The following is a 22,168-nucleotide window of genomic DNA, read 5'->3' on the forward strand; positions in this document are numbered from 1 at the left end:
ATGAGAAAAGCTCCGCGATTGATGCGGAGCTTTTCTTGTATGTATTCAAACCCGCCGGCTAGGCCGGCGGGTTCCTTTTGAAAGAAATCAGTAGAAGTGCTGGACTTCTTGCAGTGTCCCGAACAGTTCGTTTCCGATTTCAAAGCGCGCCTTGATATGCGTATGCAGATCGCGGAATTCTTTTTCGGTGGCGAGGTTCAAAGCATTCAAGTTTTTGTGCATGTTCGAAATAAAACCGGAAACATAGGCACCGCTCTTTTTCGTTTCCATTTCGGAGTCTATATTCTGCAGTTCCTTGTCCGTTTCGATGCGGGAAATCAGGTAACGGGTGGTGGACTGCAGTTCGCTCAAGAAGTAAACGAGCAAGAGTTCTTCCTGGAGAATGCCGCGCGGATTTTCCGTGGAATACCGCCCAATCTTTTCGATTTTTCCGAAGAAAACGGATGCCTGCGCGTATTCGAGACAAGCGGCGAGAGACGTTTCGCACACGCTCATCTTTTCGCCGATGGCGGCAAACCATTCCCGTCGATCTGTCACATTTGCCTGTGTGATAATCGGGGAAAGGGCGCTGAAAGCATAGAAGACTTCTTCGTAACGGCGGTTGCGCATACGGCAGTTGAAGGCGCGGTTTCGAACCGTCTGGTCTTCGACTGGGTGGGTTAAAGTAATCATAGACGGGTCACCTCGTGGACGCCGGAAATCTTGCGGATTTCTTCGATCAAGTGATCGAGCATGTCACGGCGAGCAATGCGGAATACCAGTCGAACGCGACCGTTCTTTTTGCCGGAAACGACACTCATGCGTTCGATAAAGACCTTGGCACGGGCTGTCGCGTCCATGATGTCGGTCGTGATTCCCTTGCGGTCATCGGTGATGATCTTCAGATGGACCAAGAATTCCTTCTTTGAATCGCGATTCCATTCCATCGAAATGCGACGGGATTCCGGAATCATCGGCAGATGCGGACAGTCCTTGCGGTGAATTTCAATACCGTGCTTCGGCATCAAGGCGCCGACAATCGGTTCGCCCGGAATCGGGGAACAGCAGTTTGCAAAATGGATAAGCAGACTCGATTCATTGCCCACTTCCACGGGGAGCTGCGATTCGTCCGCCTGGTCCGTCACAAAGAGCTTCACCGGGGAAGTCGGGTCGGCTTCCTTGAATTTTTCCGGATGGATTTTTTGGATAAACTTTTCAAGTTCCGAAAGGGCCATTTCGCCCTGACCGAGCTTTTCGTAAAATTCCTCAATCGTTTTGACGTTGAAGAATTCGCAGATTTCTTCCGTTTTCGGCTGTTCTTCGGCCTTGGTAATCTTGAAAATGCGCAGTTCGCGCATCCAGAGTTCCTTGCCGAGGATCTGAGCTTCTTTGACGATGCTCGTGCGCATCCAGCGGCGCAGTTCCTGCTTCGCCTTTTCGGTGCGGACGATTTCGAGCCATTCCGGAAGCGGGTTCTGATTGTGGCTGGTGAGCACCTGGATCGTGGCGCCGTTCTTGACGGTGCGGGTTGCGCTGATCACATCGTTGTTGATGCGGGCGCCGACACAGTGCAAGCCGAGCTGGGTATGTACGGCAAAGGCGAAATCGAGAACGGTACTGCCTTCCGGAAGTTCAATGGAATCTCCCTTCGGCGTAAACACGGTGATGCCTTCGTCTTTCAAGTCCACATGGAGGAAGTTCAGGTATTCCGTCGAATCCGGAATTTCCGCCTGGAGCTTTGCCAAACGGTCGAGCCATTCGAGTTCTTCACCGCTGCGCTGCGTTTCGAGCTTATAAGCCCAGTGTGCGGCAAAGCCCTTTTCGGCGGTCAGGTCCATGTCCTTGGTGCGGATCTGAACTTCGACCATCTTGTTTTCGGGGCCGATGACCGTCGTGTGAATACTCTGGTAAAGGTTCGGCTTCGGAGTTGCGATGTAGTCTTTGAAAAGACCCTGGATCGGAGTCCAAAGGTTGTGCACATAGCCAAGAGCGAGATAGCATTCCGGGATCGTATCGACAATGATGCGGATTGCGAAGATGTCGAAAATTTCATCGAGCGAACAGCCTCGGCTGAGCATCTTTCCATAGATGCTATAAATGTTCTTTGTTCGACCGGAAATTTTACAGTCGAAATCTTCGAGGACCATTTTAATCTGGAGCGGTCTTACGACGGACTTGATGTAGCGTTCACGCTCTTCCTTGGTAGAAAGCAAATGATCAACGATACGCTTGTATTCGACTGGATTCAGGTATTTGAACGCCAGGTCTTCAAGTTCGGATTTGAACTGGTAAAGACCGAAACGGTGGGTGAGCGGCGTGTAGATATCGAGCGTTTCCTGCGCGATGATCTTTCGCTTTTCGGGCTTCATGTATTGAAGCGTGCGCATGTTGTGCAGACGGTCCGCGATTTTCGTCATGATGACGCGAGGATCCTTTGCCATCGCGTTGATGAATTTTCGATAGGTTTCGGCTTTCTGTTCTACCTTGTTTCCCTGCTTTTGTGCAGCGGAAATTTTGGTTACAGCATCGACCATGAAAGCGGTATCTTCACCAAAACGAGACTTGATTTCTGCAAGCGTATGCGGAGTGTCTTCAACGACATCATGCAGAAGTCCAGCGAGGACAGAAGACGTGTCGAGCTTCATGTCCGCGATGATTTTCGCGACTTCGTAAGGGTGTTCCGTGTACGGCATGCCGCTTTTGCGGAATTGGCCCTTGTGGGCTTCTGCGATAAAGGAGACAGCACTGCGGAGCTTCTGCTCGTCAAGAGCAGGATTTTTTTTCATGAGCACGTGAATGATGTGCTCTTGTGCAAGTTGTAATTGTTCCGTAGCCATACTCTAAATCTATCAAAAAAAGCCTAAAACGAACGGATGATTGCGTTTTATATGGAAAAGATATTATTTTTTTTGAGCCGGACAGGTTTATTTTTCTGAACTCGTTTTGGAGCGGTTTTATGCTAAAATTTGGGATGGTGCTTTGTGCGCTTCTTCTTGTCGCTTGTGGGAGTGACGGATCGAATACGGCGAATGCAGATGTGGATGATGATGTCTTGCTGGATTCCCGTGACGGTCGCACCTATAAGACGGTTCAAATCGGTTCACAGGTTTGGATGGCGGAGAACCTGAATTATAAGACCGATGGCAGTTACTGTTACGAAGATGACGCCTCGAATTGCAAAATCTACGGACGGCTTTATACTTGGGAAACCGCCATGAAGGTTTGCCCGAAAGGCTTCCACTTGCCGAGCCGTGCCGAATTCGATACGCTTTTCCAAGCTGTCGGCGGAAAAAAGAACGCAGCGACGTTGTTGAAATCGACTTCCGGTTGGGAAGGTTATGACGGCGAGGATGGTAATGGAACGGATGCCTATGGATTTTCCGCACTTCCTGCCGGGGAGCGCAGTCGCGCAGAAAAGTATTACTCTCTTGGATATGATGCGATGTTCTGGAATTCATCCGACGATAATGAATATCTGAACGCACAATTTCCCAGAGTATTTGCTGGCGATATGATCCTCATGAACAAATATTCGAATGCAAGTCAGGGCGACGTTTACAAAGAGTATGCCTGTAGCGTCCGATGTGTGAAGGATTAGAACTAAAAAGGCTCGCATTGCTGCGAGCCTTTTGAATTTTGAAAAGATGACGATTACAGAAGTTCGCCAATTTGGACTGCGTTGAGAGCGGCGCCCTTACGGATCTGGTCACCGGTGAGCCACAGCGTGTTGCTGTTTTCATCGGCGAGGTCTTTACGGATACGGCCCACATAGACGTTGTCGTGGCCTGCGCTTTCGAGCGGCATCGGATAAACGTAGTTCTGCGGATCGTCCTTGAGGGTCACGCCCGGAGCGTTCTTCAAAGCTTCGCGGATCTGTTCCACGGAAACCGGTTGTTCGGTTTCGAACCAGACGGATTCGGAGTGGGAACGAAGAGAACTCACGCGAACACAAGTTGCACTGGTGCGAACATCGGAGTGCATAATCTTGCGGGTTTCGTTGAACATCTTCATCTCTTCCTTCGTGTAATCATTTTCCGTCATCTTGTCGATCTGCGGAATGACGTTGTAGGCGAGCTGATGCGGGAATTTGGCAATATGAGTCGTCGTACCCGTTTCGATGATGTCCTTGTACTGCTGCTTCAACTCTTCCATGGCAACGGCACCGGCGCCGCTTGCGCTCTGGTAAGAAGAAATGTGGATCTTCTTGATCTTCGAAATCTTGTTGATCGGATTCAAAACGACAACCATCATGATGGTCGTGCAGTTCGGGTTTGCGATGATGCCCTTACCGCCGAATTCCGGTTTGTAAAGCTTGATGTCTTCCGGATTCACTTCAGGAACGACGAGAGGAACGTTCGGATCCATGCGGTAGAAGCTAGTGTTGTCGATGCAGACAGCACCGGCCTTCACTGCGGACGGAAGGAATTCCTGGGAAATGGCGGCTCCTGCGGAGGAGAACACGATGTCCACACCCTTGAAGGAATCGTGAGTGAGTTCTTCAATAGTCAATTCTTCACCGCGGAACTTGACCTTACGGCCAGCGCTACGCTTGGATGCGAGAAGCTTCAAAGAATCCAGCTTGAAGTTGCGTTCTTCAAGGATGGAGAGGAGTTCTTGTCCTACTGCGCCCGTGGCACCGACTATTGCAACATTACGACTCATAATTTGCCTTTGATTTGTTTTTGTGAGTTGAGAAGGGTAAAACTATTTGACGATGACGTTTCCGAGTGCCGTTTTGTATAAGGTGATTGCCTTGGCTGCGGAAACAGCTTGTCGCTTACTTTGTTCGAACTGGGTCTTGCGGTCTTCTGCGTTTTCAAGCGTCGTGTAGGCGTGAAGCGCATAACCGGCGAGCCTTAAACTTTCCGTAGCGCGAATAAGCTGCTGGTGTAGTTCACTTAAGCTGCGCGGATGGAAAAGGGTCGTCGCCTTGCCATTGACTTTGGCTGTCGAATTGCGAATTGCAAGCGCCTTGCTTTCTGCCTTTTCGCGGTTCGGTTCGGAAATGTCGTTCGGAAGCGCATCGATGTCGCCGATCTGGGCTGCGAGGTCGAGCGCTTCGTCTGCAATCTTTTCCGCATGCGAAACGTAACGTTCTACGGAATTGAGAGCTTCTTTTTTTGCAGAGGAAGAAAGTTCGATGGTCGCAGGCTTCGCATCGAAGGAAACCTTTGCACTATCTGCTGCGCGCTCCTTTGCCATAGCTTCGTTCGCAGCAATATTTGCGGCGATGATGGCCGAAGGCGAAAGTTCGCGGGAGAGAAAAGTCCCGTAACCTTCGACTTTGAGGAACGAGAAGAATATCGCCATCAAGAAGATGATGACGGTGACAATTCCGGAAATCGCGGCTTTAATCGCGCCGGTCGCATTTAACGTCTGGATCAAAGCGAGAAGCGCAATGCTCCAGAGAATTGCGAGGCTGATGAGATCAAAAGCAGGCATGGAACCCTAGTTTGAAATTAGAACGGCAGATCGTCTTCAACGTCCGGACCGACGTCCACCGGTGCCGAGGCGATTCCCTGGTTTATGGAAGGAGAGCGACCGTAGCTCGGGGTTGCGGACTGCGGACGGTTGAAGTTACCGCCCCCCTGGAACGAAGAACCGCCCTGACCGCCCCTCGGGGTAAGAAGCTGGAAGGTGTCCATGTTCACGTCGGTAGCGTAGCGCTTTTGACCATTCTGGTCATCCCAGGAACGGTAGGTGAGAGTGCCTTCCACATAAAGGGTCATTCCCTTGTGGACGCCGAGTTGTTCGATAATGTCGGCAATCTTGCCCCAGCCGACGATATTATGCCAATCGGTCTGCTCTCTGGTTTCACCGCTTGCGTCGCGATAACGGCGGGAGGTAGCGAGGGAGAAGGAAACGCGCTTTCGACCACTTGGGGTAACTTTGGTTTCCGGATCCTTGCCGATGTTTCCGATGAGCATGACTTTGTTCAGATAAGGCATTTGGTATTTCCTAGTGAGTTTTTTTTTGTTTTGATATAACAACTATATTTTAGGTACACCTTAAAATATAAAAAATAATGACAGTTAAACTCGCTCTTTCTCATTTTGAAGAATTTTATCCGCAAGAGTTGCGCGGAAAGCGTCTCGGAGCTCTTTTGCACCCGGCGTCTATCGACTCGAATTTGCACCATACGCTGGAAACGCTCCGCCGTTATGACGGAAAACTGTTCCAGTTGTCGGCTCTTTTCGGCCCGCAGCACGGGATCAAGGGGCATACCCAGGACAATATGATCGAATGGGAAGGCTCCGTGGATCCCGAACTGGGAATTCCGGTTTACAGTCTTTACGGAAAGACGCGCGAACCATCCCCGGAAATGCTTTCCCATATCGATGTACTCTTTGTGGACATGCAGGATGTAGGCGCCCGCTATTACACGTTCATCTGGACGCTTTACCTTTGCATGAAGGCTTGCGAAAAAGCGAACATTCCGGTCGTCGTTCTCGACCGCCCGAATCCGCTCGGCAATACGGTTGAAGGCCCGACTTTGGACCTTGGTTACACAAGCTTTGTCGGCCTTTGGAAACTTCCGATTCGCCACGGAAAAACGATCGGAGAACTTGCGAAGCAGTTCCGCGAAGAATGCTTCCCGAAGTGCGAACTGCACGTGATGGATATGGACGGTTACGATCCGAAGATGTGGTTCGATGAAACCGGACTTCCTTGGGTGATGCCGTCACCGAATATGCCGACTCTCGATACGGCGATTGTTTACCCGGGCATGTGCCTTTTTGAAGCGACGAACGTGAGCGAAGGCCGCGGTACAACGCGTCCTTTTGAAATTTTTGGCGCTCCATTTATCGATGCACCAAAGCTTTGCAAGTACCTGAATGACTTAAAACTTCCGGGCGTTTACTTCCGCGAAAATTATTTCCAGCCCACGTTCCACAAGGGTGCAGGCCAGATCTGCGGCGGTGCACAGATCCATGTGACGGATCGCAACGTCTATCGCTCTTTCGACATGGCAATTCGCATTTTGCGTTATTTGCACCATGAATATCCGAAGGATTTCGCATGGAAGCTGCCTCCGTACGAATACGAATATGAAAAGCTACCGATTGACATCTTGCTCGGTTCGGGAACTTTCCGTAGTGAATTTATTGAAAACGGAGAGCTTTAATGCGTATTCTCGTTCTTGCGGCAGGCCTTGGAACGCGCTTGCGCCCATTGACCCTTCAGATGCCAAAGCCTCTGGTGCGCGTTGTGGACAAGACGATTTTGGAGCATCAGGTAGAACTCGCGAATACGGTTCCAGAAGCGCACTTGCATGTGAATGCGCATTATCTGTCGGAGAAGCTATCCGCTGCGGCTCTGTCGTTTGGCTTTGAAAAGGTCTGGGACGAACAGCCGGAGGCCTTGGGAACGGGCGGTCCGCTCTATCGTATGAATCGGGAAGATCCGGTTGATGAACTGCTCGTGATGAATTCGGATTGCTATTGCAAATTCGACCTAAGATCTTTTTTGCGCCTTTCACGTTCTTCGGGAGCTCCGTGTTCTTTGCTCGCGGTGGACAATCCGATGGTGAACTCGATTTATGTGCGTGACGGTTTAATGTCGGGCATCCAGAATCGCTTTGGCCATCAGACGCGGGAACGCGTGACTTTTTCGGGAATTTCCTGGTATTCAAAACGGGCTTTGCAGGACATACGCGAATCTGAAATGGATATTCGTGAATACTGGAAACGTTTGCTCTTGAACGGCGACGCTCCGTTTATCGACGTGAGCCAAAAGTATTCGCTTTGGATTGACATGGGAACTCCGGACGGTTTGATGCGCGCGAGCGATTACCGTCGCAAGGAACTCGGCGTGGGAAATTACGGCGTTCCTCCAGAAATCGCTAAACAAGCGAAGGCGACCGTGATGATGCCTGAGCTTGAAATTCCCTCAAATGCGACTTTTGACCATGCGATTATTTTCTCTGGTGCAAAAATTGAAGATGGCGAATGCGTGAAAAACGAAATCCGTGGAAAGGATTTTAGCTGGCCCATAGGAAGATAAATAGAAGGTAAAGGCCGGAAGATAGGAAGACTTGAAAGATGCTGAATTTTAGAATTGTTCTTTGCGAACCGGAACATCCGCATAACGTAGGCTTTGTCGCCCGCGCCATGCACTGCAATGCGATTCAGGACCTTTACATTGTATACCCGAAACGGGATACCGTGAATCCGGAATCTTACCGGACTGCGCATAATTCTGCCGAAATTTTGGACAATGCGAAAGTCGTGCATACGCTAAGCGAAGCGCTTTCGACTGCCCAATACGCAATCGCTTTTTCGCGACGCCGCTTTGACACGGTGATTCCGCATACGTCGCTTCCGAATATAACGGAAAAGCTTCCAAAGGATGGAACGGTGGCGCTTGTCTTTGGACGTGAATCCTGTGGACTTTCGCTCGATGAAATCGATCACTGTGCCATCATTTGTGAAATTCCGGTTCCGGGGCAGATGAGCTTGAATCTTGCACAGGCTGTGACGACGGCTTGTTATGAACTTTGTCGCAGCGGGCTTCTCGACAATGCGGGACTTCGCACGGACCGTGTTCCGCTGAAGCGCGGTCGCGTTGAAAAGGCGAACATGGGTCAAATCGAAAACTTCTTGAAGTACCTGAGTTCCAATTTAACGGGCCGTTACCAGAACAATACCTGGACGGAATCGGCGGTGCGCGAATTTTTGCAGCGTCTTGAACCGACCCGTTTTGAAATGAGCGCTTTGCTTGGACTTGTGAAAAGTTTGGTGATGCGAGGTCAGGAAGACGCCCGCCGAATTGTACAGAAAAAAGAAGCCGAGTGGAAGGCTAAAGGACTGATGTAATCCCTTTGGCAAGCCTCTTGTCGGCTTCAAAAAAGTGATTCCCTGAAAATTCGGTGAATGTCGCCGTGACGCCGCTTTCTTGAAAAATGCTTTGGATTTCAAGCGTGTTCGTTTTAACCGTCGCATAGACAGGATTTTGGCTCAAGGATTCTTTATCGCCAAGGGAAAAAGAAATCCGGTCTATTTTTGCGGAAGGTTCATAAGCCTTGCAGAATTCCAAAAATCCCGGGTACCAAAGGGATCCGGAAGCGCAGACGATACGTTTGAACGCGTTCGATGTAAAAGCAGCGTAAACAGCAAAGAGTCCGCAGAGGGAGTATCCCGCGAGTATGGAAAAGCTGGGGGCGGGAATCCGCCTTTGAATTTCCGGTAAAATCTTTTCGGTTAGCTCAGAAAGATAAGCTTTTGCCCCGTCGCCAAAGTCCGGTTCTTTTTTGCGCAGGGCGGAGCATTTCCACGGCGTGAGTTCCGTGCAGCAGTTGATTCCATGAATCGCGGCAAAGGAAAAGTCCTTGTCCGTTTGACTTTGGACTTGACGATAAATAGTTTCGCCTTCGTCTTCAAAACAGTTGACGATTACGAGTGGAGCATTTTCCGATTTTGCGGCAAAAATTTCAAGTTCTTTGTTTGCAATTTGCATGGGAACCTATAAAAAGAAAACACTCACATCAATTCCGCCGTTGATCGATTCAATACGGCGTTTGGGCGTAAGGTTTAATGCGTTTTCCGCCTCCTTGCCGGGGACGATCAATGCGATATGGGAATTCTTGAAGTCTGCACGGACCTTCTTTCCGATTTCCCGGTAAAGTCGCGGAATATCGGCGGTAATCCGTTTGCCGTAGGGTGGGTTTAGTGCAAGCAGGGAATTTTCCGAAGCTTTCGGCAGATCAAAAAAGTTCGCCTGGTATATCTGCAAAGTATCGCTCTTTAAGGTTTGCAGATAAGGGGCTGCCGCAGAAGTCTTTAAATTGTATTGGACCGTCGCCAAGGCTTTACTCGAAAGATCGCTTGCAAAAATTTGAAGTTCAGGCAAAAGATCAAGGCCCGGTGTATGGTTCACCATAAAGTTCCATGCAGCCGGTCGAAAGCTCGGGGCATTCTGCAACGCAAAGCTTCGGGTTTTCCAAAGGTTCGCATGCGCTTTGACAAGAGCCGCTTCACTGGAAAAAGTGCCGCTTCCCGACATCGGATCGAACAGCCTTTGCGACCGCAGAAGACCTCCTTCAAGGAGCATTGAAGCGGCGAAGGTGTCGCGGACGGGCGCTTCTTCCACATGGCGATTGAAACCCCTTTTGTACAGAGGTTCGCCGGCGAGATCCACACTGAGCGTGCAACGGTCATTTTCAAAGTGCACAAAGAGCGTTTGAACGGGATCCTTTTTGTCCGTTTCCACGCCACAGGCATTTAAGGATGCGTAAACGATCTTTTGCAAGCGTTCGGCAATTGCATCGGAATGATAGAGCCTGGATTTTTTACAGGTCACCTTGATTTCTGGCAGTGGAGTTTTTGGAAAAAAAAGCTCCCAGGGAACTTCCAAAGCCTTTTTTTCTAAACGGCCAAAGTTTTCGGCGGTAAAACTGTCGATGCGCATCACGATTCGTGTACAGGTTCGTGAAAAAGCAATGAGTTTCCAAGCGTCTTCGAGTTTTGCCGTAAAATCCACCGCACCAAAAGAGGTTTGCAGGGGTACTTTCACGCCGAGAAGGGTGAATTCCGCCGCACAGGTCGCTTCAAATCCCGGATGGCAAATCGCCCGAAATTCATGCGGAACGGCTGTAATGTGTCGTTTGACGCGCTTGGAAAGATCCATATTCAAAAGATAGAATATAGATTAATGGGTATGGAACTGAGTACGTTTTACAGACTCGCGTGTGCACTTGCAATCGGTTTGATCATCGGTTTGCAACGTGAAAACACATACCCGACGGAAGAGGAAATTCGCTCTGCCGGTATTCGTACGTTTTCGATTACGAGCGTTTTAGGGGCGCTGGCCGCTTTGATGTCAATCCAGATGGGATCCGCGGCGCCTTTTGTCGGCATGTTGATTGTACTCGGTCTTGTGCTGGCGGCGATGCATATTTCATCTTCTTCGCGTTTTCAGGGCGGTATCACGACGAGCGTTTCGATGATTGCGGTCTTTATGCTTGGTGGACTTTGCCAGTATGGGAAAATTTTAGAAAGCGTAGCGGTCGCTGTAGGTGTTCTTGGCCTTTTGGCATTGAAGGATCCGTTGCATTCCTTTGCGCATCAGGTTTCCAAGGAAGACATCCTTGCGACTCTCAAATTCGCGTTGATTTCGGCGGTTATTTTGCCAATCCTTCCGGAGAAGGCTTATGGGCCTCCGGGATTGGAAGTGCTTTCGCCATATAAAATCTGGATTTTTGTCTGCTTGATTTCGGGCATTTCCTTTATCGGTTATTTTCTAATCAAATGGATCGGTCCGGGAAAAGGGATTGGCCTGACGGGTTTTTTGGGCGGTCTTGCGTCGAGTCTTGCTTTGACGTTGAATCTTTCACAAAGGAGCAAGCAGAATCCGGAATTTTCAAGTTCGCTGACGACGGGAATTGTAATCGCCTGGTCGGTGATGTATTTGCGCATTTATCTGATTTGCATTTTGCTTTTGCCGTCGATTGCGGGGAAGCTTGCGGTTGCGCTGCTTGTACCGCCGATTCCGGGACTTTTGTATGCGTATTATCTGTACAGGCGTAATCGCCGTTTGCATCCGGTGCAGATGACGAATTTTACGAACCCGTTTGAACTTTTGCCGTCGATTAAATTCGGGTTTATTTTTGCGGCCGTGCTCTTCCTTGCGAATGCGGCGCAAAAATATTTCGGAAGTGATGCGCTTTTTATTTCGAGCTTTATTACGGGGCTTGCCAGCATGGATGCGATTACGCTTTCCGTGCTGGATATGACGAAACAGGGCTCGGTTGTCCTTGGGCCTGCGGCGAAGGCGATTGCTGTGGCTGGTCTTGCGAATACGCTTTGCAAAGGCGTTCTCGCGTGTATTTTTGGCGATAGGGAAATGCGCCGTCTGATCATTCCTGCTGTCGGCATCATCAGTGTGGTGTCCTTACCGATTATTTTTTGGGCGTTGTAAATCTCATTATTTTGTTGTAAAACATTACAACATTTTTTGTGGTTCGGGTGATACGGTTCTTGGGGTATCCTTCTAAATTATAAATGGAACGATTCAAGTTCCCTAGACCACACACCCTAACGATAGCGGCCACTTCTGAATGGAGGTGGCCGTTTGTGAGTGGGGGTGCGCCTCTCGAGTTTAATTTCTATTTGTTTGGGGTAAAACAAAAGAAGACCTCCCGAAATCAGGAGGTCTTTCTTTGAGTTCCTACAAGAAGAATTAGGCGTTCTTCTTCGGATCGAGCATGTTGATCGAAATGTGCAGGTCGTTCAACTGTGCAACATCGACTTCGCTCGGGCTCTTGTCCATCGGGCTCGAAGCACTGGTGTTCTTTGGGAACGCGATGTAGTCGCGGATAGATTCTTCACCTTCCATGGTAGCGACAACGCGGTCGAGACCGAAGGCGAGACCACCGTGCGGAGGTGCGCCATACTTGAAGGCGTCAACGAAGAAACCGAACTTTTCCTTCACCTGTTCTTCGGAAAGACCGAGGAGACGGAAAACCTTTTCCTGAACTTCCGGGTTATGAATACGGATGGAACCACCACCGATTTCAACACCGTTCAAGACGAGGTCATAAGCTTCTGCGTTGCAATCCTTGAGATTGCCGTCGAGCATCATTTGGAGATGTTCCGGAAGCGGATTCGTGAACGGGTGGTGCATCGCCATGTAGCGACCTTCCGTTTCGCTGTATTCGAACATCGGGAATTCGGTAATCCACACGAATTCACGCTTCTTCGGGTCGCGGAGACCCTTGATGCGAGCGACTTCGAGACGGAGCTGACCCATCGCGGTTGCAGCGGTTTTTTCCGGACCTGCGATGAAGAACATCATGTCGCCGCACTTCGCGCCGACAGCGTCGCGGAGTTCGTTCAGCTGTTCAGTCGTGAAGAACTTGCCGACCTGGGTTTCGACTTCGTCATTTTCCTTGACGCGCATCCAAACGAGACCCTTGGAACCGTACTTGCCGACGTAAGCGGTGAGTTCGTCAATCTGCTTACGGGTAAAGTCCACACAGCCCTTGGCTGCGATACCGCGGATCTTGCCACCAGCGGCGACGCAGTTCTTGAACACGCCAAAATTGGACTTGGCACCGATTTCAGACACATCGTGAATTTCGAGGTCAAAGCGAAGGTCCGGCTTGTCGCTCCCGTACTTGAGCATGGCTTCGGCCCACTTCATGCGGCGAATCTTCTTAGGCGGTTCGAAGTTCCAAACCTTGCCGAGCACGTCGGTCACGAACTTGTCGAACATTTCCATGACTTCGTCCTGGTTGACGAAAGACATTTCCACATCGATCTGGGTGAATTCCGGCTGACGGTCTGCGCGAAGGTCTTCATCGCGGAAGCACTTGGCGACTTGGAAGTAGCGGTCCATACCGGCAATCATCAAGAGCTGCTTGTACTGCTGCGGCGACTGCGGAAGAGCATAGAACTTGCCCGGGTTCACGCGGGACGGCACAAGGTAGTCACGAGCGCCTTCCGGAGTGGACTTGCAAAGGCACGGCGTTTCGATGTTTTCAAAACCGTTTGCGTAGAAGAAGTCGTACACGGCCTTGAGGAAACGGCTCTTGAGGAGGAGTTTCTTCTGAATCCACGGACGGCGAAGGTCGAGGTAACGGTACTGCAGGCGAAGGTCGTCGTTTTCCTTGCATTCTTCGTTCGGGTCATTGATCGCGAGCGGAGAAGTGAGAGCGGCGTTTAAAATTTCAAGCGTGTCTGCCTTGACTTCAATATCGCCAGTAGAGAGCTTTTCGTTCGTGTTGCCTTCTTCACGGGCATAGACCTTACCAGTCACATAAATGACATATTCATTACGGAGCTGTTCAGCGGTCTTCAAAACTTCGGCATTGTAATCCGGGTTGAAAACGATCTGCGTCTTGCCAAACTTGTCGCGGAGGTCGACGAAAATGACTCCACCATGGTCGCGGCGGCGATCCACCCAACCGGCGAGGGTTACAGTCTGGCCAACATCTTCCTTGCGAAGTTGGCCGCAGTTATGTGTGCGTTTCATAAAGAGAACTTCCTTGATTGGGAATATTAAGCATGACAAATATAAAAAACTCGCTCTTCAATACAGGCAAAAATTTATTTTTTGAGAGAGGAAAACGGGTAAAGTTTGCAAAAAAGAAAGACTCCATTCACGATCTTGTGGATTATCCTTGCTCTGTGCGGGGGTGGTCTTGTCGTATGGGATTTGACGGCTTTCCCCGATTATATTTACGAAAATCCTTCCAATCTTCCGTTTGACCATGAAAAACACGGGGAATCCCTCGGGTTGGACTGCTCCAAGTGCCATCCGGGTGCGGAATCCGGAATCCGAGCCGGGATGCCGTCCAAGATGGACTGTATGGACTGCCACAATCTGCCGTTAAGCGATTCCCCGGAAAATGAAGCCTTTGAAAAGGCGCTTTCGGACGCCAAAGAAATGCCGTTCACGTTCACAAGCCTTTTACCGGCTAACGTCGTCTTTCCGCACGGATTGCATGTGAAGTCCGGCGTGAGCTGTGAAACGTGCCACGGTTCTGCAAAAGAAATCGATGCGGGACGCCGTCCCAAGGTGCGCATGCAGGACTGCTTGGCCTGCCACCAGGGAAAGCGTGGATTTCCACCGGCATCGACCGATTGTGCGAGGTGCCACCGATGAAAATTTCACGCGCCTCTTTTTTAAAACTTTTGACGGGGTCGTTTGCCGCGCTTTCGCTGTTTGGATGCCGCAAGGAAGAATCCCTGCCGAAAAATACGCATCGGGAAGTCCCTTCTAAAGCGGATTTGAGCCTTTGGAAAAAAGAAATCGACGAGGCGAGGTTTGCAAATCCTAAACCGGAATCCTTGGTGATGGTCCATCGACCGGGAAAGCATCCGAAGTTTCCGGATGCGGACGTGAGATTCGGCATGGCGATTGATTTGGATCTGTGCGACAGCTGCGGAAAATGCGCACTTGCCTGCATGGTCGAAAATAACGTTCCACGTGTGAATGCGTTAGAAGCTAGCAAGGGACGTTATATGCATTGGCTAGAACTGCGAGGCGGCATGCCTGTGATGTGCGCCCACTGTGGAGACGCACCTTGTGAAAAGGTTTGCCCGACGGGTGCCGCTGTGGCAAGTCCGGACGGTTTTTCGTCGATGGTTTATCCGCGTTGCATTGGAACGCGATTTTGCGGCGCTAACTGCCCCCTGCACGCGCGCAAATTCAATTATACCGATGCTGCAGAACAAGGCCTCGCCGCTAAATTTAACCCGGAAGTCCCGCTTCGTCCGCAGGGAGTTATGGAAAAGTGTTCCCTGTGCATTCAAAGGCTCCAAAACGCCCGAATTCAAGCCAAGACATTTGGGCTTGAATGGCAGGGAAGTGGAGTGATGCCCGCGTGCGCGGCGGCATGCCCAAAACACGCAATTATATTTGGTAACTGGTTGAATCTGAATTCGGATCTTGTGCGGAAAACGCGTGGACGCGCTATTTACGCTCCGAAGTCGATTGCCAAATTCTTACCGGCTGTTGTATATCTGAGGGGCAAAGCATGAATCGAAACTTTTTGATTTTTGGACTGGTGCTGCTGTTGCCCAGCCTCTTTGCCGTGGATTCTGCACTTTCGCTTGGACCTGCGAGTTGGGCTCTTTCTCAAAAATCTTTTTGGGGAACGCCGATTGCGGATTTTGTTTTTTGGATTGGTCTTGCGCATGCGGGTACTTTTTTTTCGGCGATCTTGCTTGTGTTTGGCGTGCGTTGGCAACACCGCGTTGCATTCCTAGCGGAACTTTCGACGATTGCATCACTCGGCGTTGCGGCTTTTTTTCCGCTGATCCACTTGGGAATTCCGGAAGCTTTTTACAATATGATTCCGGTAGGGAATGCGTCTTCCGTGTATGTGAATGTGGAGTCTCCGCTGATTTGGGATTTTGTGGCGATTTTTGTTTATGGCGCAGTTTCTGTGCTCTACCTTCTGCTGCATCTTTTTTCTGTAAAAAACGCATGCCTTGAAAAATACCGCAGACCGTTTGCGTGGATTCTTTTTCCATTGGTGCTGTGGGTGCACACAATTGTTTCGCTGGATTTTGCGGTAACTTTTGTGCCAGGGTGGCAGGGCGCCTATTTTCCGCTGTACTTTATTTTTGGTGCACTGTTTTCGGGCGTCGCCTTGGTGCAGGTGCTTGTGGTACTTGCGCATCATCGGGTGCGGGCGGTGGAAGATCTGCTGATAGCCTTTTCGTGGGCGCTTCTCGCGTTTTGGATGTGGGAAGCGAATGTAAAGGAAATTTGGCATCCGGAACTTTTGGCGTTTGGATTTTTGGTGCCGCAACTTTTGTGGATTTCCAAAGTACGTGAAATTTCGGCGGTGCGTGCATTAGTGGCGATTTCGGTGATTGTGAGCCTTTGGTGGGAGCGCATCATTCTTGTGCAATCCGAAAATTTGGATTGGACCTGGGTGGATCTTGGACTGATTTCGTTTGGAATCGGTGCTTTCTGTGTGGCGTTTTCCCTATTGCGGATAGGACTGAAAAAGCTTTTTCCGCAGGCGTTTGATGAAGACGTGATGGAAGCTTTGCGTGCAAGAGTATGCTCTGTTGAAAGGAAAAAGTTTTGGATCTCTGTGGGTGTGGGCGCATTTGCGGCGGTTGCTTTTGCGATTTATTTTGTAAACCATGCGCCGGCGTTCCCTTGCGAGCGAATGATTCCTGTGCTTTTCCCGATAGGAGCTTTATGTGCGGGAGTCTCTCTTTCGCTTTTTGCGATGGCGGAACTTTGGAAGCCTCGCGTGGCAGTGCTATTTACTGTTCTTTTGGGAATTTTTGCACTTGCGTTTGGCGGTTTACTTTACCGCGGAACGGATGTTTCGTATACGGAATCCTTTGCAACAGTGGAAAGTGTGAATCCTGCGCTTGGAACATCGAAGCAGGCCGCTCGAGAACTGTGGAACGCCCGGTGCGCAGCTTGTCACGGAAAAGATGGAAATCTGAATCGCAAATTTGTGCATGAATTTTATCCATTGCCGCAAACACTTTCGCTTGAACGGATCGATTCCTTGGGGCTGGATTCTCTTTCCCAGGTTGTGCTGAACGGTCGAAATTATATGCGTCCATTCCGCGGACGTGTGACCGATGCGGAAGCCTTTGCCTTGGTGTGTTACATGCGGAGCCTTGCGCTTCAAAAGAAGGAGGGAAGCGCCCCATGACCTCTCTTGCGTATATGCTCGCCGCCCTATTCGCCATGATTCCTTCGCCATTCCTTTTTAGGGATCCGATGCGTCTTCCTTTGCGCGGGGCGGCGATTGCGATTGTTTTGCTTGTCGATGAACTTTTTGTATGGCTTGTATCTTCGCCGGAGTATCCGCATTATGAACTGTTGCCGTTCCAGATGCTCGCATTGATGCTCTGCGTTTCGACCCTTTTCTTGGGCAGAAGACGGCGCTTGTTCGCTTCACTTGCGACTGTGCTTTGGATGTGGATCGATTTCTTCGGTATGCTTTCGCTGTCTTATCGGGGTGTTCCGTTCCAATGGCTTCCTTTTGTCGTTCTCCTGCTTGCCTTTTTGCCCATCTTTTTCATGCATCCCTATAAAAAAGAGTCCCGCTTTTTTCTTGCGGTCATTTGGGCCGCAGCGTGGATGCTCTCTTTTTTCTTTGAACTGTAAACGCTGTTGCGAAATCAAGGTTCCGGCAAAAGATTGCCACGGATGATTTCAATCGAATCGCCGACAAGGCTGATGATGTTTGTCGGGTGAATGCCGATTTCTCCGCAGTCGATCATCATATCGACGCTGTACTGGAAAATTTTCCAAAGATCATTGGGTTCCGTCAAGACTTCGTCATCCGAAAGCTTGGCTGCCGTGCTCAGAATCGGTTTGTCGTAAATGCGGAAGAGTTCTTTGAAGAACGGATGTTCCGGCATGCGGAAGCCGACTTCCGGACGTTTCACATCGAGCTTGCGGGCGATCGAGGGGTCTGCAGGCAGAATAAAGGTATAAGGTCCCGGAACGCGATGTTTCATAATCTGAAAGGCAAAATTGCTGACGTGAGCGAATTCCGATGCCTTGCGAATGTCCGGAAGGATAATCGCCATCACAAATTTCTTCATCGGCTTTTTCAGCTGGTAAAGACGGTGAATGGCCTTCGACGATTGGGCGTTGCAACCGATCGCATAACCGGATTCCGTCGGGTAAAGAACCAGACCGTCTTTGTCGAGAATATCGGCTGCCTGCTTCACAAAGCGAGGTTGCGGATTCAAAGGATGTACTTCAAGTCGCGTTGAATTCATAGCATAAATTTAACATTCGGGAATGACGTGTGTGGAAACGAATGCGTCCGGATAATGCTTTAAAACGAACTTTCCGAAGCGTAAGTCTACCGAAATAACGTCAAAACGACATCTTTGATCCTGTCCGCCGTGGTAATGCAAAAAATGCGCAGCGGTTTTCCAAACCTGATTCTGTTTACGAAGGTTCACCCGGCTCGCTGGATTTCCCGCGTTAGAATCCCAGACGGATTTGACTTCGACAAAAAGGATGACTCCCTTGGGATTTATGGCAACGATATCCAGCTCGCCGTTTTGATAACGGTAATTCCTAGCGAGAAGGGTGCACCCTTTTCGGCAAAGATAAGCGGCCGCATGCAGCTCCGCGAATCGTCCTTTTTGTTTATTGTAACTCTTCTCGCTTTTCCGCACAATCATTGCGCGAGAAGCCCCAGAACACGCATTTCAGAAATAGCGAGGTCGCTCGATTCGTTCACAATGTAAGCGTCATCGAGGAACACTTGAATTTCGGTCGTTTCCATCGCCTTCATCGTCGGATATTGAACGCCTTTGATATCTTCCAACTGGATCGTTTGACGGAAACCTTCCTTGGTCAGCAACGAAAGGGTTTTCGGCTTGTTGAAGATGCGGAAGCGATCGCCGAAATCGTCATCGATGGACTTTTGGAAGCCCGAGGCGATACCGATGTTCGTGATGATGGTCGGTTGGTTAAAGTCGAGAATACAGATCGGGGCACGGGAATTCGTCGGCATCGGGATGAGCCATGCCGATTTTAAATCCTTGTCTAAAAGATTCGACGGTTCGTAATCGTCATCGCCTTCCATGTCGCGTTCTTCGTAGGCTGCGCGAACTTCGACGCCGGAAACTTCTTGTAATGTTTTGGGCGGTTTGTACGTTAGCAAGAAGGCGAGAATCAAGAGGATCAAAAGCGGGAAAAGTGCAATCGCAAACAGCATCGCGTGCTTGTTTGTAAACCTGCAAACCTTGTCGGCCACCTGGTTTGAAATCAACGGACGGTTTTTGATGAGCTTGCGAATGCTCAGGGTGTCGTGACCGTGATGATCACCCGGGTGGAGCGGCGCAAAGACAATGTCCAGGGCGTCGAGGAATTCCTGCATGTCCTTGAAACGGTCTGCAACGTTTTTCTTGAGACACTTGAGAATGAGTTTCGCAAGTCCTCGCGGCATGTCGGGACGGAAGTTCTCCGGATTAGGAGGTTCTTCTTGCACATGCTTCATCGCAATTTCGATCGGCTTGGAACCAGTGAACGGCAAGCGTCCACAGGTCATTTCGAATAAAATAACGCCTAGACTGTAGATGTCGGATCCAATCGTCACTTCATCACCGTGGCACTGTTCGGGAGACATATATTCCGGTGTTCCCATGGTCATGCCGGTCAAGGTCAATCGTTCCGCGGATTGAATGTGCGAAATACCGAAGTCCATCAGGTACACACGGTTGTCGTGCGTAATCATGATGTTCGAAGGCTTTACGTCTCGGTGGACAATCGACTTGCTATGCGCATAAAGAAGACCACGGGCAACTTGCTTCGTGATGATTTCGATGGCGTCAAAATCGAGACGACGACGGTGCTCCAGCACTTCCGAAAGGGTGCTGCCTTTCACGTAGGTCATTGCAATGAAAAGCTGATTGCCTTGCTTTCCAAAATCGAACACTTGAACCAAGTTCTGGTGGTCCAGTTCCTTCATCGCTTGCGCTTCCATATAGAAGCGTTCGATGGATTCCTTATCCGAAGAAGCATCGAGTACCTTGAGAGCGACTTCTCGTTTCAGGTTCTTTTGCAGGGCCTTGTAAACATAGCCCATGCCCCCTTTTCCGAGGACTCCCAAAATCTCATAGTTCTCATTGAACGGTCTTGGAAATTTTTCTACGGTCATTTTGCTTTCTTCATGGCTTCTAAAGCGAATATTACAACAATATAAATTATGAATGCAATGCCGAGTGGAATGCACCAATCTAAAAGGGCAGGCTCAAGGCCTGTAAACACATTCTGCAGGGAAGATTGGTTATAACTCGTCCAAATCGCATTCGAAAGAATCTGTGCAAAGGAGGTCACTTGGTCCTTGGGGACGAGTGCTCCGGAAAGCGCGATCTGCGGAAGGATGATCAGCGGCAAAAAGGCGTTTGCCTGCCCCGGGTTTCGTGCAAATGTGCTCAACAAAAGTCCTGCCGCCGAAGCTGGAACGACCGTCATCCAAAGAGAAATCAGTAGTTCTGGAGTCGGATAGACGCCGATGTTTTCTGCAAAGAGCGCATAGGTGATAAAGGTTTCGAGCATGGCAAAGGATGCGGTGAAGATAAGCTTTGCGCTTATGACCGAAAGCGGGGAAGTCCCCTTGCGAAATTCATCGAGAAGCAAGGCTTTTTCTTGAACGATTTCACGCACGGAAAGCGAAAGGGCAAACCAGTTCGCACAAAGGACAAGTGCAAAGGCGGCAACCCAGAGTGAAGAAGTGCTTGAAAAAATCTGCGACAGCAAAAAGCCGATAATGAGCGGCTGAAGTAAAAGGGAGAACGCCTTGCCGCGGTCCCGGATCCATTGCTTCCAAAGCAGCGAAAAGAAGTAGAAGAACATGTTTTTTCGCAGAAGTTGAGGAAAAAAGCTTCGGGTCACTTCCGGTTCTTCGATGGCGTTTCCAAGTCCCGATTCAATCCAATTGTTTACGGTGTTATCGGAAAGCGTTTCGAGAATTCCTTCTGGATCTTCGGCGTTAAAAAAGCGGAAGGCGTCTTTCGGGGTGCCGTAGAATCCCATCTTGCCCTGATGAATCAGCAGTACTTCGTCAGAAACTTGCAGCGCTTCGTAACTGTGGGTCGTGAGAATGACCGTATGTCCTTTGGCAGCAAGAATCTTGAGATGGGCACAAAGGCGCTTGGCGTTCAGCGGATCAAGTCCCGAAAGCGGTTCGTCCAAAAGGATTAGGCCGGGAGCGCCCATCAACTGCGAAGCGATGGCGACGCGACGACGTTCTCCGCCAGAAAGAACGCTGATTCGGCTGCTTTCCAGTTCTGTAATGTGCAAAAGATTTAAGAGTTCCCGTGCTCGGGCATCGGTCTCTTCTGCGGAATAGTCCTTCGGAAGCGAGATGCGGGCGGCAAGCCTTAGGGTTTCTAAAACGGTCAGCGAATCGCGGAGTAACGGTTCTTGCGGTAAATAAGCAATTTCACGGCGAACGTTACCTTGTTCGTAATCGATGCCGTCCAAGAGAATGCTCCCGCTTGCTTTGCGAACTTTTCCAGCGAGCAGTTCGAGGAATGTGCTTTTTCCTTGACCGCTCATGCCGATAATCGAAAGGATTTTCCCTGCCGAAAGGGAAAAACGGATATCGTGGAGAATTTCTTTGCGGGAAAGTTTCACGGAAATGTCTTTGACGACGAGCGAAAATCCGATGTCTTTCTGGTGAACAAAAAGATTTCCATCGCGGAATTCAAGGAGGCACCAGGGAAGCTTCAGCGTTTCATGATTTTCAAGGTACTGCGTTTTATGCAACCGTTGATGGATAAAGACGAGCTTCAGACGCTTGCCTTCGAGCTTTGCCTGGGCGAGAACCTTCGGGCAAGCGGGGTGCAGAATCGTTCCTGCTTCATCGTCGTTCGTGCCGCGGCGAAGTAAAACGCTCGTGTCTTCGGAAAGCGGTATCGCAGGGACGTCTTCGACGGAACGGACGTGCGAAAGAGAAAGTTCTCTCTGCTTTAAGGAAAAACGGATTTGTTGCAATCCAAGCAGAAAAACGTCGCCGTGGCAGATCTCTTTTTCGTCAATGTTTTTCCCGTCGAAAAGGGTTCCCGACGTCTGACTCAAATTGGTAAAAATCCAATGCCCATCACGGCATTCGATTTTTGCATGGTGTCTAGAAACGGAAGCGTCTTTCAGCTCAAAGTCCACATCTTTGCCACGCCCAATCAAAAAAGGAGCGTCCGCAGAAATCTTCTGAACGAAAAAAGTAGAAGCCATGAAC

The 22,168-nt window shown here is 49.9% G+C and carries 21 protein-coding genes; 9 read left to right on the forward strand and 12 right to left on the reverse strand.

Features of this window, described 5'->3' with window-relative positions:
- Nucleotides 1-87 precede the first annotated feature (87 nt).
- Entirely contained in the window at nt 88-672 is a 585-nt protein-coding gene (locus BGX16_RS13485; RefSeq protein WP_100426518.1) for a hypothetical protein, read from the reverse strand.
- On the reverse strand, nt 669-2,816 hold the full coding sequence (locus BGX16_RS13490) for a RelA/SpoT family protein (RefSeq protein ID WP_100426519.1): 2,148 nt from the start codon (nt 2,814-2,816) through the stop codon (nt 669-671). Before BGX16_RS13490 ends, BGX16_RS13485 begins: the two co-directional genes overlap by 4 nt.
- Before the next feature lie 119 nt (nt 2,817-2,935).
- On the opposite strand from BGX16_RS13490, the gene BGX16_RS13495 reads away from it, so the two are divergent.
- Entirely contained in the window at nt 2,936-3,577 is a 642-nt protein-coding gene (locus BGX16_RS13495; protein WP_100426520.1) for a fibrobacter succinogenes major paralogous domain-containing protein, read from the forward strand.
- Between the two features lie 53 nt (nt 3,578-3,630).
- On the opposite strand, the gene BGX16_RS13500 is transcribed toward BGX16_RS13495, so the two are convergent.
- Genes BGX16_RS13500 through BGX16_RS13510 form a run of 3 tightly spaced genes read right to left on the reverse strand, consistent with a single transcriptional unit; the run spans nt 3,631 to nt 5,927 of the window.
- The gene (locus tag BGX16_RS13500; RefSeq protein ID WP_100426521.1) at nt 3,631-4,641 is read right to left on the reverse strand and encodes an aspartate-semialdehyde dehydrogenase; all 1,011 of its coding nucleotides are present in this window, start codon (nt 4,639-4,641) and stop codon (nt 3,631-3,633) included.
- Nucleotides 4,642-4,683: 42 nt separating this feature from the next.
- Nucleotides 4,684-5,421, reverse strand: coding sequence for a hypothetical protein (locus BGX16_RS13505; protein WP_100426522.1), 738 nt, complete (start codon nt 5,419-5,421; stop codon nt 4,684-4,686).
- Nucleotides 5,422-5,438: 17 nt separating this feature from the next.
- Entirely contained in the window at nt 5,439-5,927 is a 489-nt protein-coding gene (locus BGX16_RS13510; protein ID WP_100426523.1) for a single-stranded DNA-binding protein, read from the reverse strand.
- A 77-nt stretch (nt 5,928-6,004) separates the two neighbouring features.
- Here BGX16_RS13510 and BGX16_RS13515 point away from each other — a divergent pair, with 77 nt between their 5' ends.
- From BGX16_RS13515 to BGX16_RS13525, 3 genes are read left to right on the forward strand one after another with little or no spacing between them, the layout of a single operon-like run.
- Nucleotides 6,005-7,105 (forward strand): exo-beta-N-acetylmuramidase NamZ family protein, encoded by a 1,101-nt coding sequence (locus BGX16_RS13515; RefSeq protein WP_100426524.1) that lies wholly within the window; start codon nt 6,005-6,007, stop codon nt 7,103-7,105.
- Complete coding sequence (locus BGX16_RS13520; RefSeq protein ID WP_100426525.1) at nt 7,105-7,983, forward strand: sugar phosphate nucleotidyltransferase; 879 nt, start codon at nt 7,105-7,107, stop codon at nt 7,981-7,983. Before BGX16_RS13515 ends, BGX16_RS13520 begins: the two co-directional genes overlap by 1 nt.
- Nucleotides 7,984-8,021: 38 nt before the next feature.
- Complete coding sequence (locus tag BGX16_RS13525; RefSeq protein WP_100426526.1) at nt 8,022-8,795, forward strand: RNA methyltransferase; 774 nt, start codon at nt 8,022-8,024, stop codon at nt 8,793-8,795.
- Here BGX16_RS13525 and BGX16_RS13530 read toward each other — a convergent pair.
- The gene (locus BGX16_RS13530; RefSeq protein WP_100426527.1) at nt 8,779-9,435 is read right to left on the reverse strand and encodes an alpha/beta hydrolase-fold protein; all 657 of its coding nucleotides are present in this window, start codon (nt 9,433-9,435) and stop codon (nt 8,779-8,781) included. The two genes, BGX16_RS13525 and BGX16_RS13530, sit on opposite strands and share 17 nt — an antisense overlap.
- A gap of 6 nt (nt 9,436-9,441) precedes the next feature.
- Complete coding sequence (locus BGX16_RS13535) at nt 9,442-10,605, reverse strand: THUMP domain-containing class I SAM-dependent RNA methyltransferase (protein WP_100426528.1); 1,164 nt, start codon at nt 10,603-10,605, stop codon at nt 9,442-9,444.
- A gap of 30 nt (nt 10,606-10,635) precedes the next feature.
- On the opposite strand from BGX16_RS13535, the gene BGX16_RS13540 reads away from it, so the two are divergent.
- Nucleotides 10,636-11,895, forward strand: a complete 1,260-nt coding sequence (locus BGX16_RS13540) for an MgtC/SapB family protein (protein WP_198514933.1) — start codon at nt 10,636-10,638, stop codon at nt 11,893-11,895.
- Nucleotides 11,896-12,156: 261 nt separating this feature from the next.
- Here the strand turns inward: BGX16_RS13540 and aspS are convergent, their stop codons facing one another.
- A complete protein-coding gene (gene aspS, locus BGX16_RS13545; RefSeq protein ID WP_100426530.1) occupies nt 12,157-13,950 on the reverse strand; it encodes an aspartate--tRNA ligase in 1,794 nt (597 codons plus the stop codon).
- A gap of 105 nt (nt 13,951-14,055) precedes the next feature.
- On the opposite strand from aspS, the gene BGX16_RS13550 reads away from it, so the two are divergent.
- The 4 genes from BGX16_RS13550 to BGX16_RS13565 are packed head-to-tail and all read left to right on the forward strand — an operon-like array spanning nt 14,056 to nt 17,568.
- Nucleotides 14,056-14,583, forward strand: a complete 528-nt coding sequence (locus tag BGX16_RS13550) for a cytochrome c3 family protein (protein ID WP_157798064.1) — start codon at nt 14,056-14,058, stop codon at nt 14,581-14,583.
- Nucleotides 14,580-15,461 carry a 4Fe-4S dicluster domain-containing protein gene (locus tag BGX16_RS13555; RefSeq protein ID WP_100426532.1) on the forward strand — a complete coding sequence of 294 codons (882 nt, stop codon included), beginning with the start codon at nt 14,580-14,582 and terminating at the stop codon, nt 15,459-15,461. Before BGX16_RS13550 ends, BGX16_RS13555 begins: the two co-directional genes overlap by 4 nt.
- Complete coding sequence (locus tag BGX16_RS13560; protein ID WP_100426533.1) at nt 15,458-17,110, forward strand: c-type cytochrome; 1,653 nt, start codon at nt 15,458-15,460, stop codon at nt 17,108-17,110. Before BGX16_RS13555 ends, BGX16_RS13560 begins: the two co-directional genes overlap by 4 nt.
- Nucleotides 17,107-17,568, forward strand: a complete 462-nt coding sequence (locus BGX16_RS13565) for a hypothetical protein (protein WP_100426534.1) — start codon at nt 17,107-17,109, stop codon at nt 17,566-17,568. Before BGX16_RS13560 ends, BGX16_RS13565 begins: the two co-directional genes overlap by 4 nt.
- 14 nt (nt 17,569-17,582) lie before the next feature.
- Here BGX16_RS13565 and BGX16_RS13570 read toward each other — a convergent pair whose 3' ends face one another.
- Genes BGX16_RS13570 through BGX16_RS13585 form a run of 4 tightly spaced genes read right to left on the reverse strand, consistent with a single transcriptional unit; the run spans nt 17,583 to nt 22,164 of the window.
- Nucleotides 17,583-18,161 carry an L-threonylcarbamoyladenylate synthase gene (locus BGX16_RS13570; RefSeq protein WP_241899563.1) on the reverse strand — a complete coding sequence of 193 codons (579 nt, stop codon included), beginning with the start codon at nt 18,159-18,161 and terminating at the stop codon, nt 17,583-17,585.
- Between the two features lie 39 nt (nt 18,162-18,200).
- A complete protein-coding gene (locus tag BGX16_RS13575; RefSeq protein WP_100426536.1) occupies nt 18,201-18,605 on the reverse strand; it encodes a YraN family protein in 405 nt (134 codons plus the stop codon).
- A complete protein-coding gene (locus BGX16_RS13580) occupies nt 18,602-20,086 on the reverse strand; it encodes a serine/threonine-protein kinase (RefSeq protein WP_100426537.1) in 1,485 nt (494 codons plus the stop codon). Before BGX16_RS13580 ends, BGX16_RS13575 begins: the two co-directional genes overlap by 4 nt.
- A complete protein-coding gene (locus BGX16_RS13585) occupies nt 20,083-22,164 on the reverse strand; it encodes an ATP-binding cassette domain-containing protein (protein WP_100426538.1) in 2,082 nt (693 codons plus the stop codon). The genes BGX16_RS13580 and BGX16_RS13585 overlap by 4 nt, the downstream gene beginning before the upstream one ends.
- Between the last annotated feature and the right edge of the window lie 4 nt (nt 22,165-22,168).

It is taken from the genome of Hallerella succinigenes (assembly GCF_002797675.1).
GTDB lineage: Bacteria > Fibrobacterota > Fibrobacteria > Fibrobacterales > Fibrobacteraceae > Hallerella > Hallerella succinigenes.